The organism is Anaerostipes stercorihominis (assembly GCF_057535655.1).
In genome coordinates this window covers 1-16,400 of record NZ_BAAJCL010000019.1, presented here as the reverse complement: position 1 = coordinate 16,400, position 16,400 = coordinate 1, and the positions used below count along the sequence as shown (strand labels likewise).

General features: G+C 36.7%; 13 protein-coding genes. All 13 read left to right on the top strand.

From position 1 onward, the window contains the following. The first annotated feature begins 71 nt into the window (after positions 1-71). Positions 72-668 (top strand): polysaccharide deacetylase family protein, encoded by a 597-nt coding sequence (locus AC27EF_RS12795; protein ID WP_487111157.1) that lies wholly within the window; start codon positions 72-74, stop codon positions 666-668. A gap of 123 nt (positions 669-791) precedes the next feature. Next, entirely contained in the window at positions 792-962 is a 171-nt protein-coding gene (locus AC27EF_RS12790) for a type II toxin-antitoxin system HicA family toxin (RefSeq protein ID WP_487111156.1), read from the top strand. Between the two features lie 51 nt (positions 963-1,013). After that, positions 1,014-1,457 (top strand): type II toxin-antitoxin system HicB family antitoxin, encoded by a 444-nt coding sequence (locus tag AC27EF_RS12785; RefSeq protein WP_487111155.1) that lies wholly within the window; start codon positions 1,014-1,016, stop codon positions 1,455-1,457. 348 nt (positions 1,458-1,805) lie between these two features. Then, positions 1,806-2,582, top strand: coding sequence for a ParA family protein (locus AC27EF_RS12780; RefSeq protein WP_487111154.1), 777 nt, complete (start codon positions 1,806-1,808; stop codon positions 2,580-2,582). Beyond that, positions 2,575-3,495 carry a ParB/RepB/Spo0J family partition protein gene (locus AC27EF_RS12775; protein WP_487111153.1) on the top strand — a complete coding sequence of 307 codons (921 nt, stop codon included), beginning with the start codon at positions 2,575-2,577 and terminating at the stop codon, positions 3,493-3,495. The genes AC27EF_RS12780 and AC27EF_RS12775 overlap by 8 nt, the downstream gene beginning before the upstream one ends. Before the next feature lie 64 nt (positions 3,496-3,559). Beyond that, complete coding sequence (locus AC27EF_RS12770; RefSeq protein WP_487111152.1) at positions 3,560-3,757, top strand: hypothetical protein; 198 nt, start codon at positions 3,560-3,562, stop codon at positions 3,755-3,757. A gap of 192 nt (positions 3,758-3,949) precedes the next feature. Beyond that, positions 3,950-4,414, top strand: coding sequence for a hypothetical protein (locus tag AC27EF_RS12765; RefSeq protein ID WP_487111151.1), 465 nt, complete (start codon positions 3,950-3,952; stop codon positions 4,412-4,414). A 113-nt stretch (positions 4,415-4,527) separates the two neighbouring features. Further along, entirely contained in the window at positions 4,528-5,085 is a 558-nt protein-coding gene (locus AC27EF_RS12760) for a hypothetical protein (protein ID WP_487111150.1), read from the top strand. 1,031 nt (positions 5,086-6,116) lie between these two features. Beyond that, entirely contained in the window at positions 6,117-9,791 is a 3,675-nt protein-coding gene (locus AC27EF_RS12755) for a DEAD/DEAH box helicase (RefSeq protein ID WP_487111149.1), read from the top strand. A gap of 305 nt (positions 9,792-10,096) precedes the next feature. Further along, complete coding sequence (locus AC27EF_RS12750) at positions 10,097-11,218, top strand: serine/threonine protein kinase (RefSeq protein ID WP_487111148.1); 1,122 nt, start codon at positions 10,097-10,099, stop codon at positions 11,216-11,218. A gap of 185 nt (positions 11,219-11,403) precedes the next feature. Further along, complete coding sequence (locus AC27EF_RS12745; RefSeq protein WP_487111147.1) at positions 11,404-15,192, top strand: isopeptide-forming domain-containing fimbrial protein; 3,789 nt, start codon at positions 11,404-11,406, stop codon at positions 15,190-15,192. Between the two features lie 252 nt (positions 15,193-15,444). After that, a complete protein-coding gene (locus AC27EF_RS12740; RefSeq protein ID WP_487111146.1) occupies positions 15,445-15,684 on the top strand; it encodes a DUF3791 domain-containing protein in 240 nt (79 codons plus the stop codon). Then, a complete protein-coding gene (locus tag AC27EF_RS12735) occupies positions 15,681-16,148 on the top strand; it encodes a DUF3990 domain-containing protein (RefSeq protein WP_487111145.1) in 468 nt (155 codons plus the stop codon). The genes AC27EF_RS12740 and AC27EF_RS12735 overlap by 4 nt, the downstream gene beginning before the upstream one ends. Positions 16,149-16,400 lie beyond the last annotated feature (252 nt).

Genomic DNA, 16,400 nt, shown 5'->3' with positions numbered 1-16,400 from the left:
GCAGAAAATACTGAGGAGGCATTTCTCAGTATTTTTTTTCATAAGCTGTAAAAAAAGCAGGAGATGATTTTATGAAGAAAGAAAAAGTTCATAAATTCGTTTCAATTGCCCTGATTATGATTTTGGCGGCAGTTGTTATAAAAGGAGTAATTAAGGAACATAGCGATTTTTTTCAGGAAAACCTATATGTTTGGAAAGAAAAAGAACCGGAGACACTTCCTATCTATTGCGTGGAGAAAAAGGAGAAAGTCCTGAGTCTTACGTTTGATGTGGCATGGGGAAACGAAGATATGGATGAAATTCTGCAAATTCTCAAGAAAGAAAACGTAAAGGCAACATTTTTCTTTTCCGGGGAGTGGATCAGCCGATATTCACAGGACGTGCAGAAAATTTATGCGCAGGGACATGATGTTGGAAATCATGGAGATCATCATAAATATATGACAAAGCTGTCAAAAGAAGAGCAGCAGGAAGAGATTCGCGGAGCAGGCGATAAGGCCAAAAGTGTGATTCATACATCCATGGATCTGTTCCGACCGCCTTATGGAGATTATAATGCAGAAGTAATTCAGACTGCAAAAGAAATGGGATATTACAGTGTTCAATGGAGTGTTGATACGGACCAAACAAATTGCAATAACGTGTTTATGCCATTATACAAAGAATAAAACAAGAAAGAAGTTTCCAATGAACGTACCTAGGTAGCCTCCGGGTCCTGGGTATTTTTATGATTTAAAATATTGATAAATACACACTAAATGTGTATAATATAATCATAAGGAGGAGAATAGGTGAAGCAAAGAGATCTAATAAAGAAACTAGAAAAAGCAGGTTTTGAGTTTGTAAGACATGGTGGAAACCATGATATTTACAAGCGAGGGGATGATGAAGAAAAGATTCCAAGACATCGAGAAATAAATGAAAGATTAGCAAAAGCAATTCTAAGAAAATGGGGATTATAAAATCTTCTGTTCTTAGTCCGTAATAAAGATAGTAATATAGGAGGAGACATTATGAAAATAGCATATCCAGTTATTTTTACAGATGTGGATACTAATATTTTAGTAGAAGTTCCAGATCTGAGGATTTTAACAGAAGCAAATGAGGAAGGAGAAGAAAAAGGAACTATCTCTGATGCAATAGAAATGGCAAGAGATGCAATTGGATTGACGTGTATTGATTTGCAGGACGAAAATAAACCGGTTCCGGAACCGACAGCAATGGCAGAAATTGATGTTAGTAAAGGAACATTTGCGAAAGATGGAAAAGGAATCGTATCATTGGTTGATGTAGATCTTACAGCGTACAGAAGAATGGTTGATAACAAAATGGTTCGCAGAAATGTAACATTGCCGAATTGGTTAAATCGTGAAGCAGAGGAAGCACATTTGAATGTATCTGGAGTGTTGAGAGAAGCATTGATGAATGCACTGGGAGTAACAACGAAAGCTCGATAGACTATACGGCTTTTGGGCAGAATCACCGGATTTTATTGCAGATGAATTTTTCCGCGAAAAGTAATATAAAAAGAAGTAACTTATCAAAGAATATTTGACAGTTTCCTTTCGAGGAAATTTTAGTAGCATACAAGCGTAGTTGTCAGAGAGTAATTTATTCTCACATCTGCGCTTATTTTATTGCAAAAAATCAGGCTGTGCTACCGGCCTTATACGGGCTACCCCTTATTTAGCTTAGAGGGTCAATTTTGTTTTTTTATTAATCAATCATCATTATTTTTTAGATTGACCCTCTAATATAAAGTGAACTAAGAAAATTATAAAATAAAGAGAAAAGGAGATATTGAAATGAGAGAAAAGGTAATTGCAATCGTGAATCAAAAAGGTGGAGTGGCGAAAACAACAACAACCTTAAATTTAGGTTCTGAATTAGCCAAGGCAGGAAAAAAGGTTTTGTTGGTTGATTTTGATCCACAGGCAAGTTTGTCAGTTGCTCTTGGAGTTCAAAACGAAGAGATTCAGACCATTGCAGATCTCATGCAACTGGAAATTCAAGATGAGCCTTTGCCGGAGAAACAGGATGTGATTATTCAGATCCATGATATGGATTTGATTCCGGCAAATATTGTTCTGTCAACCGCTGAAATTTTCTTAGTGAATGCAACCTGCAGAGAACAAATATTAAAAACCGTATTGGCAGAGTATAAGAAAGAGTATGACTATATTTTGATTGATTGCGGACCTTCCTTGGGAATGTTAACAATTAATGCTCTAACGGCGGCAGATAGCGTCATCATACCGGTTGATGGAGAGTTTTTAAGTGCCAAAGGTTTGGAATTATTGCTACAATCTGTGGCGATGATCAAACGAAAGTTAAATCCGGCTTTAAAAATCGAAGGAATTCTATTAACAAAAATTGATACTCGAACAAAATTACCTCAGGAGATTATTGAGATGATTTATGATGCATATGGAAAATTAAATATTTTTCAAAATGCAATTCCACTAAGAGTAGCCGTTGGAAAAAGTATTCGAGAGCATAAGCCAATTGCAGCATTTGAAAAAAATTCAGATGCGACAAAAGCTTATGTAAAGTTAGCGCAGGAGGTATTAGAGAATGAATAATGAATTAAAAGGGTTAGGAGAAATGTTTGGTTTAGATGAAGAATTGAGTGTGGGCGATACAGGAGCAGGCAATCAAAATGAAATTGTGGAAATAAAATTAAGCCAGCTGGTGGATTATCAAAGAGGGAATATTGGAAAAAATCGATATTCTGAGAAAGATATGAGCGATCTGGTCGCATCGGTAAAAGATAATGGGATTGTTCAACCGATTGTTGTACGCCCCTTTGTAGATGGCACATATGAAATTATTTTAGGACATCATAGAAGAGATGCAGCGATTTTAGCAGGACTTTCTGAAATTCCTTGTATTATAAGAGAAATGGATGATAATACTGCGGAACTGGTATTTATGGAATCAAATATACAGCATGGATTTGAAACTATGCTGCATTCAGAGAAAGCGGAATTGATCTATCGGAGAAATGAGGCGCTGAAAGCACAAGGGAGACGGATGGATTTGATGGAACCGGAGGAAAAAGAAGAGTATCAGACAGCGAAAGATGAATTTCATTTAAGCGGTACAACGCTGAAAAGATATTTGCGAGTTTATCAATTAAGCAGTAAATTGAAAGAATTTCTGGATCAGGGGAATCTTTCTCTGCGGAGTGCAGTCAATTTATCATATCTTCCAAAAGAATTTCAGGATGATCTGGCAGAAATTATAGAAAAGGGGCAAAAAATTACAGAGAAAACAAGTGAAGAGTTAAGACGCCGATACAACGAAAAGCAATTATCTAAAGATTTTTTGGAGGAAATCTGTCAGAAAAAGAAAACAACGATTTCAAAGAATGGTGATAATTACAAAATTAGTTCTCCAATCTTAAAAAAATTTTTCCCTGTTCTTCCAGAAAAAAAAGAAATGGATCAAATTATTGAAAAAGCTTTGAATTTATATTTTGAATTACAGGAATAGAGGTAGATTTTTTTATCATGCAATCAAGATAATAACAAACGATTCACAGAATAGGAGCGCGTCGATGGATCACGATATATTTGAAGAAATGAAAGAGAAGCTTGGATGCCAGTATATTTCTGATTTGCGTTTTCGAGAGAGTGCGTGTGAAAGGATGATGCAAACAGAGTTTTTTAAAAAATATCCCAAACAGCAGAGGAAAGATTTTTGTGATTATATTTTTGGAAAACAAAGCCGGGAGAGAGGAGATCATGAAATGTGAAAAAATATGAAAGCCAAAAATAGCAGGTGGTTTGCATACATATGTTAGAAGAATTTAGGAGATGAAATGATCAAAAAAAATGAGAGACAAAGAAACGTTTTTCCTATTCCATATATATTGATTATAATGGGAGTTATAGAAGCTTATATTTATATGTTATACCATTATTCTTATGATAAAGGAGGAGATGGAATGGGAACAGCAGAAGTTGTGGCACTGGTTGTAGCGATTTTAGGAGCTGCTACAGGAATTTGGGCACAGGTAGTTCAGTTTAAAAAAGATGGAACGACAATCAAAGATATCAAGGTAGATACGACGGATATTCGTCCAACAGTTCGAAATGTAGAAGGAGATGTAAAAAAAATCAGAGATGAGGTGGTAGAAAAAATGGTACCGGACATGAAAAAACTTCAAGGCATTGATTTATTGGTGGAAGATTATAAATATCGGGAAAGAATACGATTAGAGAAATCTGTGAATTGTAATAAGGATATTTTGCAAGGAAGTATTGAATTGATTTTTGAAGAAAATGCAAGGTTAACAAGAGCATTAAAAGAAGAACAGGAAGTAAGTCAATTACTTCGGATGGAAAATCATAAATTAAGGGATCAAGTTCGGGGGTATGAAAGACAAAATACAAGAGATTTTGAAAGATAGAGGTGGTTCTGTGGCAGTTTTTCTTTGAATATCTCAAACAGCAGAGGAAAGATTTTTGTGATTATATTTTTGGAAAACAGAGCAAAGAGAAAGGAAAACCCTAAGGTGATAAAATGAAATATCAGATCAAAAAAATAAAATACGGCTATGTACTAAGATACGAAGAGGGTAAAATTTTTTCTGAAGCAATGAAAATTTATCAGCTTGCCTTAGTAGAAGCCGGAGCATGGAAAAAGAAAGTATATTTGGTTCGAGAAAAAGATTTAGAGTGGCTTTTAAATGAAGATTGTGTCGATAAAAAAGCAAAATTAAAGACATCAATGTTAACTTGCGGTTCTTTCGACCACATAAAGTGTTGGCTGTATGATAAGGTTGCGAATAATTATCGGATGCTAATTTCAGACAATTTAAAAGAAGCGTGGATACCTGCAGAATTAGAGTTACCCAAACCTGTAAGACTTTCGGATATTTCTGTGAAAAATCCGGTTCATGTAACTTATTTGTCAATTTTTGATAAAAAGCCTCTTTGTGATCAACTTGCTGTATATTGTGAGGATGGGTCTTGGAGATGGTACGATTCACAATGTTATATTGATGATATGGAGATTGTAAAAGTAAAAATTACGGCATGGAAGCCATTACTTCAACCATACCAAAGTGTTGAAAGATAAAAATGGAAAAGTTGGGACTCCATGCGACAAAACCCGTGTTAAAATATAAAATGTAAAAGTAAAGAAGACAATCTGACAAGGATCGTATATAATAAAGTAAAGAATATATTTTCTTGGGAAATTGACCGTCGGCAAGCCATCCGTTCCGAGCTTTGCGGAAAGGGGCGGATGGGATTTATCCATCGTGTAGATTTCCTTGTTAAGTATATTCTATAAAATCTTAAAAAATTTCAATCCAAAGGGGGAAAAGATATGAGAAGATGGAAAAGAACCATGGCAGTTGCAGCAACATTGTTTTTTTCAGTAACCTTACTGCTGGCGAGTGGTGTAAGTGCAGCAAAGAAAGTTGGGACTCCATGAGACAAATACCGTGGTAAAATGTAAGATGTAAAAAGTGAAAATAAACCTGACAAGCAAATCAATATAATATAGAGTATTAATAAGATGAAAGAATAATATCTTTTACCAGGCAACTGGAAAGGGTGATTCCATCCGTTTCGGAGTCTTACGAAAGGGGTGGTGCTTATGAGTACATACGAGGAATTTATGGTAATCATAAACACGGCACTGTTAATAGTAGCCATCCTTACATTTACACATAAAAAATAGTCACCCTGCTTCTGGCCGGAACGGGTGACTATTATAGAACTTGTTCCCGGAGCGGATAGGCTTCATCTATCTTTTCCAGTTGTCTTGTTAAGTATATTATAATAGAAATCTTAAAAAATTTCAATTCAAAGGGGGAAAAGATATGAGAAAATTTAAAAGAACCATGGCAGTGGCAGCGGTATTGTTTTTTCAGTGACCTAATAAAAACTTTAAGGAGCAGATACAAATATCTGTTCCTTTTTTGTACCCAAAATCAGAAAGGAGCATTCAATAAATTTAAGAATCGGAGTCCTCCCCAGTGGAAGAACCTATGATAATAATTGGAGAGACTTTTGGAAAAGAATATGACAAAGTGAAAATTCTAGTGTATAATATTATTGGGAAAATATAGTTAACAAATATAATATCTAGGAGTACGTCAGATGAAAAAACCAAAGTCCCAAATAAACAAGATATTAGAATATTGGTATATGATGGAATTTTTGAATCAAGAAAATTTTCCGTCAGAAATAAAATATATTAAAAAGATTAGAGATCATAAAAAGAGATGTAAGAAAGGTGAAGTTTCCAATGTAAAGTATTTGATGGAATTCATGAATATTGGGGATGGGGAAATTATTCCAACTGTATCCGAAGAAGCAAAAGAATGTAGAATGAAGTGCTGGGGAAATATCACTATCTATATAGGAAAAATAAAAAGGGAAACGTGTATTAAAGAGTTAATTACGAAATTTGGAATAAAAGAAGATGATCGACCGGAGACATTAGTGGATTCCATCGCATTGGCAGCTTTTCAAGTGAGTCCTCAAGGAACATATATTGATCAATCCCTGTCTTTATCGCCGGTATTATGGGCTGTAAGCAAAGTGGAAGGTCAACAAGATCATATTTCCAAAGGGATGAGCTATGGTACATATAATAATGAGATTATGGAGTTGGAAAAATTTTTTATACCTAAAAATGACGAGGAAGAACCATATTTGGTTCGCTTAGATGATATTCATAGGTTATATGAATGTATTTATTATAAGTATATCGGAAATGTATTTAGCAAAAATTCATCTCAGATTGAAGTGGAAAAATCCTATGTAATGTTGTATCAGATGTTTTGTGACGAAAAATCAAAAACTCAATATGAGGATGATATGTACATAGGGCTGAGTAGAGGTTATTTTTTAAATGATATTAAAATGTTAATTAATCAAAATGCCCTCGGAACTTTAGATAAAAAAATGCAAGATTATATTTTAGCACTATATGAGAATTATATAGAAAAGGATAATTTCTCCAAAATTGATGTTGTCCATAGTAACAATTTAGAACAATATGAATTACATTTAAATCTTATGTTTTGTTTAGAAAATGCTCCACTTGGAAAATGGCCGTCAAAATATATGCCGGCTTTTATGCAGCAGATGGCTGTTAATTTATTAGTTGGAGAAAACACGCAAAAAATATTTAGAAGAGATGGAGATATATTTTCGGTGAATGGACCGCCGGGTACAGGCAAGACAACTTTATTAAAAGAAATTGTAGTTAATAATGTTGTAGAACGAGCTGTTTTGTTAGCCAAGTATGATTTCCCGGATGATGCATTTGAAAAGTATGAGTTTTGTAACGAAAATAATCAGATACATTCAAAATATGTACCGTGTTGGTATAAATTGAAAAATGATAAAATCAATGACTATGGAATTTTGATTACATCGTCTAATAATGCTGCTGTTGAAAATATTTCAAAAGAACTTCCTATAGGAGATAGTATATTACGAGACTTAAACACAGAGGGAGAGAAATCAGAAATTATAAAGGAACAATTAGAAGAAGTACAGCAATTATTTGATGTAACCAAGTCGGAAGATAAAGAAAAATTATTCAAATGGAATAAGGAGGATACGAGAGAACTTCCAGATATATACTTTACAGAATATGCAAATGAGCTTTTAGGAATTCAAAATGCATGGGGCTTAATTGCTGCTCCGCTTGGGAAAAAAAGTAACAATAGTCGATTCTATTATAATGTACTTTCTAATCTATCGAAAGATTTGTATGATACAAATGCAACGGTAGAGGATAGAGTGTATAAATATCGTAAAGTCCGTCAAATGTTTTGGAAACAATATAAAATTGTAAAGGATATGCAAAACGAGTTGAATTTATATACAGTATATTCAATAGAGACGATCGAAAAGATATATAAATTAGAAAAGCAAATTCAAGAAAACCAGCGATTACTGACTCATAAAAATATTGAAAAAGAGGAGGAGAAAAGAAATTTAGAAAGAATCGAAAAATCATTCGAGTCCTGTTATGAAAAATTTAAAGATATAGAATTTAGAAGGGAGACAGCAGAAAAACAATATAAAAGACAGGAAACCGAGCAGAAATCTTTAGAGGTGCAATTACATGAAATTGGAATAAAAATATTATCGGTTAAAGATTCGATTGGTTTTTTTGCAAAATTGTTTAAAACGAGAAAATTTAGAGAGGTCATGGAACAGATAGAGCTGTATAGGAAGGAGAGCGATAAGATTCAAGGCAAGATTTTTGACAATCAGACTCGCAATGCGCTTGGTAAAGAGAACTTAGATTTATTAAATGAACAATACCAGAGTTTAAAAAGAGAAATAGATGATATAAATAGTGATAGAAAATCGGTTCAACGAAATCTTTTGGAGATAGAAAATCAAGAGAATGAATTAAAAAAAGATATCAGGGAAGAAAAGATAAATATAGAAAACTGTCAAAAAAAGTATACCCAAATAATGAATGGTTTTGCTGGTGGAAAGGAAGATCAAAAAGGGATTGTTATCAATAAGGAATATATTCAAAGACTTTTTAGCAGTGAGGAAAAAAAATCAACACAAGCACAGGTGGATAATCCATGGACGACACAGAAATATAACAGAGAGCGAGAAAAATTGTTCTATTATGCAATGAAATTAAATAAGGAATTTATTCTTTCGTCAAAAGCATGTAGAAATAATTTTAGGTCGTTGGGGCATTATTGGGGATATTTAAAAGAGGGACAAAAAATAATAGAATTTTCCGAGAAGGATAAGAAGGTATGTATAACAGCTCTAATTCAAACATTATTCTTACTTGTTCCGGTTATTTCTTCGACGTTTGCATCTGTTGGATCATTTTTAAAAGATGTAAATCAGAGTGGAGCTCTTGGATTACTGGTTGTTGATGAGGCCGGTCAGGCACAGCCTCAAATGGCATTAGGAGCACTATTTAGAACAAGAAAGGCAATGATTGTTGGAGATCCGAAGCAAATTGAACCGGTAGTAACAGATGATTTGAAAATTTTAAGGGAAGCATATAAAGAAGAGGTTTATGCTCCGTATAAAGAGAAAGATGTATCTGTACAGATTTGTGCAGATATAATGAATCCTTTTGGAACATTTATAGACAATGGGAGTGATAATCCGGAATGGGTAGGATGTCCGCTGTTAGTACATAGAAGATGTGTTTCTCCAATGTATGATATTTCAAATATATTGTCATATAATGGAATGATGAAACAGCAAACAGCTAAACCAAAACCAGAGATAGAACAAACTTTTATTTATTCTAAATCACAATGGATTGATATAGGTGGAAAAGAAAAAGGAAATAAAAATCATTTTGTAAGCGAACAGGGAGTTGAAGTTTGTAATATGTTAGAAAAAGCATTTCAAAAAAGCAGTTTTCCAAATGTTTTCATTATCAGTCCATTTACTACGGTAGTGAATGGAATGAAAGAATATCTGAGTAAAAATGGTGCAAAATATATAAAAAATGTATCATCGAGTGATTTAAATAAATGGATGAATAAGAGCATAGGAACTGTTCACACATTTCAGGGAAAAGAAGCAAATGAAGTTATATTTTTGTTAGGATGTGATGACAGCAGGGCAGCTTCGGGTGCAGTCAGATGGGTAAATAAAAATATAGTAAATGTGGCAGTTACAAGAGCAAAATATAGGTTGTATGTAATTGGAAATAAAAGAGCATGGGAAAATTCAGATTGCGTAAGCGAGATGAGAAAGATTATGGAAAAGCACGAAAAATCGGAGGGAAGACCAATGACGGAAGAAGAAATCAGACAGTGAAAAGATAAGCTGGGCGTAGATGATGACTGGGATTTGGAGGTGCCAGAGGAAGAATTGTTTGGAGAGGAATTAACCGACGAAATCATAAAAGAAATTTTGGGGTGCTAAATTAGCATTTAATCTGATGACTGTAGGAATTGCGGTATATAAATTTTTACATAGAAAAGAAGTAACCATGTACTTTCTCAGGGTAACAAACGGTTACTTCTTTTGAGGGGGCAAGTGGTTTTAACCCACTCCAGTTGTCTTGTTAAGTATATTATAATAGAAATCTTAAAAAATTTCAATTCAAAGGGGGAAAAGATATGAGAAAATTTAAAAGAACCATGGCAGTGGCAGCGGCATTGTTTTTTTCAGTGACCTTATTGCCGGCAACAAATGATGTGAGTGCAGCGAAGAAGAAGCTGACAGTGAATCGGGTGTATAACACAACAACCAAGGTAAAAGGAAAAACCAAGAAAAAGTACCGTGTGACAGTGAAAATCGGAAAGAAAACTTACAAAAAGATTGCGAGCAAGAAGGGAAATTACAGCATGAAGATTCCAAAGCAGTCTGCCGGGAAAAGTTTTTATGTCCGTTCCTACAAAAAGAAAGGAAAGAAGTGGAAGCTTTATACCAAGAAAAAAGTCTATGTGATTGCCAAAACTGCAAGTATTCGTAAGTTTAGCAAGACAGCGAAAAACATTCAAGGCTACACTCGTCCGAAATATACGGTAAAGGTAACGATGAACGGCAAGACATACACAAAAAAAGCCAGCAAAGTCAAAGGGTATTTTAATATTAAGTTGAGTAAAGTTGCAGGGAACAGTACCGCAACGGTGAAAATTTATAATACAAAGAAAAAGCTTTGGAAAACTTATAAGAAAAAAGCTTACAATGCTTCCAGCAGTTCTTCCACAACATCAAAATATACAAAGGATGGGAAACCGTATACCGGAAAGATGCCGGGCTTGACGGATCCGATTGATGTTGCGGAAATTGAGAGAAAAGCAAACAGTACGAAAACGTTCACCGATCATACCATTTACTGTGAATCCGATACGACAAAGAACTTTGATAATTATTTTAGTGGATATGGTTTGGGAAAATATGGTTATGTGAATTATTATATGACAGACGAAAATTATATGGAGTATGAATGCTATACGGCAAAAAATGGAGTTACTTTGTACTATAATATCGGAGAGTTGGGAAAAGAATATAAAAGTCTATCTGAACTAAAAACGCCTACAATCAATGAATATGATGGTGTGATCAAGTCTGGGCAGAAAGGATATTTTAGTCCGACCTTCCGGGATTCTGACCGTGGAATTGCTTATTTAGCGTTAAAGATTGTTGGGTATAAAAATGGAAAACCTGTTTTCTTTTGTTCTGACACGCATCAGTTAGGGGCTGGGATCATAGGGAAACCGGTTGTGATTAAATAATAAATGAAAAAACTCAATCAGAAATGAAAAGCAGATACTATGATCTGCTTTTTTTGTACTCGAAAACAGGAGGTGAGTGATGAAATCAGAACGAAGTCCCCCAAAAAATGAGAAATCCGATCAAACAGTAAGGCATCCAAGGATGTCTTTTTTTATATATGAAATACGACAAGAAAGGAAAATCTATGAAAAAGAGACGAAAAATCAGAACCGTGTTTCGGAAGGCTCTCTGTGTGATGACGGTATTCATGCTGGGAATCAATGGTCTGTTTTCCGGTGGAACTTTGGTGCTGGCACAGGTGAATACCGATGATGCGTATACGATCAAAGAAAACACCGATGGTGGCAGGAGATGGAGAGAAGTAGATAAAAATGGGACGAAATATACTCATGAATATTCCGGCTATGATGACAGCAAAGAGAAAGCTTTAAAGGTGGATGCTTCTTACGGCTTTAAGCTGCAGAAAACCAGCCGTACCAAAGTTACCGTAGCGGAGGGAACGAAGTGTTCCGCCCCAAGCACCTATCAGGGGTCGGACTTGAACCTGCCTTCCTTTTTAAAGGATTATACATGGTTTAAAACCGCGGAAAACACGGCGGGAAATATTCAGTTGAAAATCTCCAACTTGAAAATTTATCAGTGTGAGTCGGATGGAACCAATGGACATTGGATCACCGTAGATTTAGTACGTACCGTCACCGGCATCGAAAAATATCAGGGAGAAAACGGATATGTCGCATTAGGGGATGGAATTACCAATGCCGCTTATGTAGGATTAGAGGAAGTGACGGTTCACAGTGATTTTTACCGTGCCGGAACGGAGAGCAAGGTGACGTTAAAATCCAATGTTACTTTAAGTGATATTGATTCCTATCAGTACATTGGAATATCCGCCGCAAAGATCGACGGGCAGTATGTTGCAGGAAACACAATTCTTTCTTATCAAAAGTCCGGAGAGAAAAATGTGTACTTTGCAAATTCCAAAACCAATTATGACGGTGAGGCAAGCACTGCAGCAGGCTTTATCTTTGAGGACAGTTCCTTTGTGTATACGTTTGGACGAGATGGAGGAATGAAGGACGGGGAACATATTGATGCACCGTCCAATCAGGAGCAGTACGTGGGAAGTGGTCAGGCAATGACACAATTCCAGCCGGCAAATCCTACCAAAAGCATCTCCGATGATGATGAAACGGAGGTTACAAAAAATACCCTTCGGGATCTTAGCAAGACCTGGACCTATACGGTGGAGCAGACGGTGCCAAGTGGGATTCCTCAAAATTTCTACTATGACAAGTTTGAATTTCAGGATCAGGTGGAAGAGTGTATGAAGATTCTGTCGGTCAAAGTGATGGGAGAAGACAGCAATAGTGAAAGCAAGGACGTCAGCTCCATGTTTCAGATCTCCACCACCGGAAATCAGGTCGTTGCGACACTGAAAAATCCGAAAAATGCAGCCTTCTATGAAAATACGGTATATCAGCTGCAAATCAAGGTAAAAATGGACGTGCCGGAGGATGCGAAGAAAGAAACTCTTGAGGCGCTTCGCAGCAAATGGAAAGCACATGGTCATTTCAATCAGACACAGACCGTACTCACAGAGAAAAACAATGCGAAAACGGTCATAGATGAATATCAGCTGCCAACCAATGACGTATCCACAGAACTTCATCTTTCCACGGGCGATGAAGGAGCGAGTGATCCGGGGCTTCAGATCACTAAGGATGTCAACCGTTATGAGCATCAGGTGGGGGACGTCATTCATTACACTGTGCAGGTAAAAAATACCAATAAGAATGCGGATACCGCATATTTTACCATTTCTGATACAACCTTACCGGATACCGTTGCCTTGGACATGAGCAGTGTGAAAGTGACGGGAATCGACGCAGCAGCTTATACCATTTCTCAAAGTGGAAACGGTTGGGTCTTAACATCCAAAGGAGATTATGCGCTGCCGTATGGAACGACCATAACAATCACTTACGATGCAAAAGCGCTGGTGGCAAGTAACGGAACCTGTGTCGATAATACGGCATCTGCGATTGCCGCAGGGATTCCGGAAAAGAGCGACAAAGAGCAGGTTTACATCAACAGTCCAAAAGTGGATGTGGTAAAGAGTACACCGAGTACAAAACATAAAGTCGGAGATACCGTTGGATACAAAGTGACGATCACAAATCGCAATCCCGGAACCTTTATGAGAGATCTTGTCTTAAACGACCTGGTAAAAGCCAAAGGACTGGAGGTGAAAGAAGGAACGGTTGCCGTTTTAATCCAGGGAAAAGATGTGACAAACGATGTTGACATTACCTATGCTGCGAACGGAAAAGGATTTACGATTCGTACGAACTTTGCATTAAAACAGGGAGAAATTCCGGCAAAAGGATATGAAAATCTGTTGGAAGACGGGGTTACTAAGAGTCGGGCAATCAACTTCTATGCCTTGCCGTATGCCGATCAAATCACGGTGACTTACGATGCAACCATAACAGACGAAGCAGCTCTGGAGAGTTCGTTGGAAAATACATTCTCTGCTCCGGCAACAGAGAATACCAATGGAGATAAAATCAAAGAGGATGAAACGATTCCATCCGGAGGAGGCGAAGACACCGAAGATCTTACGATGAAGGCTCCACAGCTTGAGATCACAAAGAAGTCCAACAAACAGCAGTATGCAGTCGGAGAAACCGGAAACTATACTCTGGAAGTGAAACAGACCAAGGAAGATCTGACGGCAAAGAATGTCGTTATTACCGATACCTTTGTTCAGGAAGATGGAATGACCTATGATGCAGACAGTCTTGCGGTAACATTCAATCATAAGGATATTACCAAAGACTGTAAGATCACGGTGGAAGGAAATCATTTTAAGATTGCCACCGGAAAAAATCTAACGGATGAAGATGAAATGGAAGTTACCTACCGTGTTGTATTTTCAAAGACCGGAGAATATACCAATACCGCGGTATCAACCTCGGAGAATACACCGGAGGATCAAGCCCATCATGTGGTGGAAGTCAAAGAAGACGAACCGGATCTGGATATCGAAAAGGCATCCAATCAAACCGAATATACCGAAGGGGAAACCGGAACGTACACCTTAAACATCACACAGAAAAACGCCAATGCCACAGCCAAAAATGTCATTCTAAAAGATTCTTTCAAGCAGGCAGACGGTTTGGAAATTCAGAAAGATACGCTGAAGGTGGTATGGAATGGAGAAGACATCACCAAGGACTGTAAAATGGCGGTCAATTCCAACAATTTCTACATTGAAACCGGAAAAGATATGACATCCAAGGATACGATCACTGTGACGTATGATGTGCGGTTTACCAAAACCGGAACGTATGAAAATAAAGCGGCGGCGCTGGCAGAAAATGCCGGAGAAAAGCAGGATGACAATACGGTCAAAGTCTTAAGGTCTGATGTCATCATGACCAAAGATGCTGATAAAAAATCTTACAAAGAAGGAGAAACGGTCAATTATACCGTAGCGGTTGCCCTGAAGAAGGAAGGAGCCAAGGCAAAGAACGTCGTCATCCGGGATCAGGTGCCGAAGGAGCTGAAACTTTTAGAAGAAAGCGTAAAGGTACAGGGTGTCAAAGGATATTCCGTAGAAGTCAAAGACAATACGCTGACAGTTACAATTCCGGAAATGTCTTACGGAGAAAAGGCAGTGATTACCTATCAGGCAATGGTTTTAAAAACAGCACTGGGCAAGAAGCTCACCAATCAGGCGACGGTGAATGGAGAAGGTATTAATGGTGGAAATGCAGAGGTTACCGTGGAAGTGCCAAAACCGGAAACGCCAAAGAGTTCCAAAACAAAAACGCTGGGAAGTACCGATGAGACTTCTACACCGCAAACCGGAGACACAAAAACAATGACACCATATGTCATTGTTTCGTTGGTGGCGGGTGCCGGAGCCGTTGGATTGTGGCTGAAAAAACGAAAACTTAAAAAATAGAAATAGAAATCGTCCTATATAATAACAAATGTTTCATATACCACGAAAGAAACAAACAATGAAACACGCATAAGAAACGATGAGAAATATAGTATTTATGGGGAATGTCTTGGTTTGGCATTCCCTTTTTCTTCCGAAAAGATGAAATTGGAATGTACATTGACGTACATGATGGTGTACCGTATAATAAAAAAGAAAATGAAAGTAACCATTGTAAGAAAACAGTTGCAGAATGTAACGGAGGTATCCAATATGGATAAAAATGAAAGCATCCATAATTCCAGAGAACTTGAATTTGCTGTATTTTGTATAGAGAATGTTGCAGAAAGTCTAGGAGTATCTCCTCAAGAAGTATACAAAATGTTTAAGGATAAGAGTGATATTTTGCATGGATATATTGTACCGGAGTATGAGATTCTGCACACGCAAAGCAAAGAATATATTGTCAATGATATTATTGAGCTAATGCATGAAAGAGGTGTAACGTTATGATTTTATATCATGGCTCCTATTTAGAAATTGCAAATCCAGATTTGCAACATTCTCGACATAATGTAGATTTTGGTATTGGTTTTTATACTACTCCGTTGCACGAACAAGCATTGAAGTGGTGTGGAAAATTTAAAAGCCGTGGCAAAGATGGTGTAATTTCTTGTTATAAGTTTGATAAAAATGCATACAAGGTATTAAAGGTTCTGAAATTCGATGCTTATTCGGAAGAGTGGTTAGATTTTATTCTGAATTGCCGCAGTGGCAGAGATTCTACAGATTATGATATTGTTATTGGAGGAGTAGCAAACGATAGGGTATTTAACACAGTTGAGTTGTTTTTTGATGGTTTAATTGATAAGGCTGAAGCTATCAAGCGTCTGCGTTATGAAAAACCGAATTTGCAGATATGTTTTCGTACTAAAAATGCATTGAAATATTTGCATTTTGAAAGTCCAGCGGTGTGATGTCAAGAGATAAATAACATAAAAATCATATATTTTTGTATATATCTCATGAAGACAAAAAACACCCACCTAAGCCCTGTCGACCAGATTTTTAAAAATGAGCAGGGCGTAGCTCATCAGCAAATAGATGAAATCTACTTTGCTGGACAGTATAGGCGGTTGTCTTTCAGCAGTCGAAAGATTAAACGCACAAATTTACGGGCAGTTAATGCGAGTGCACGTTTGTGTTGGCATCTGTTGACCTCTTTGTAT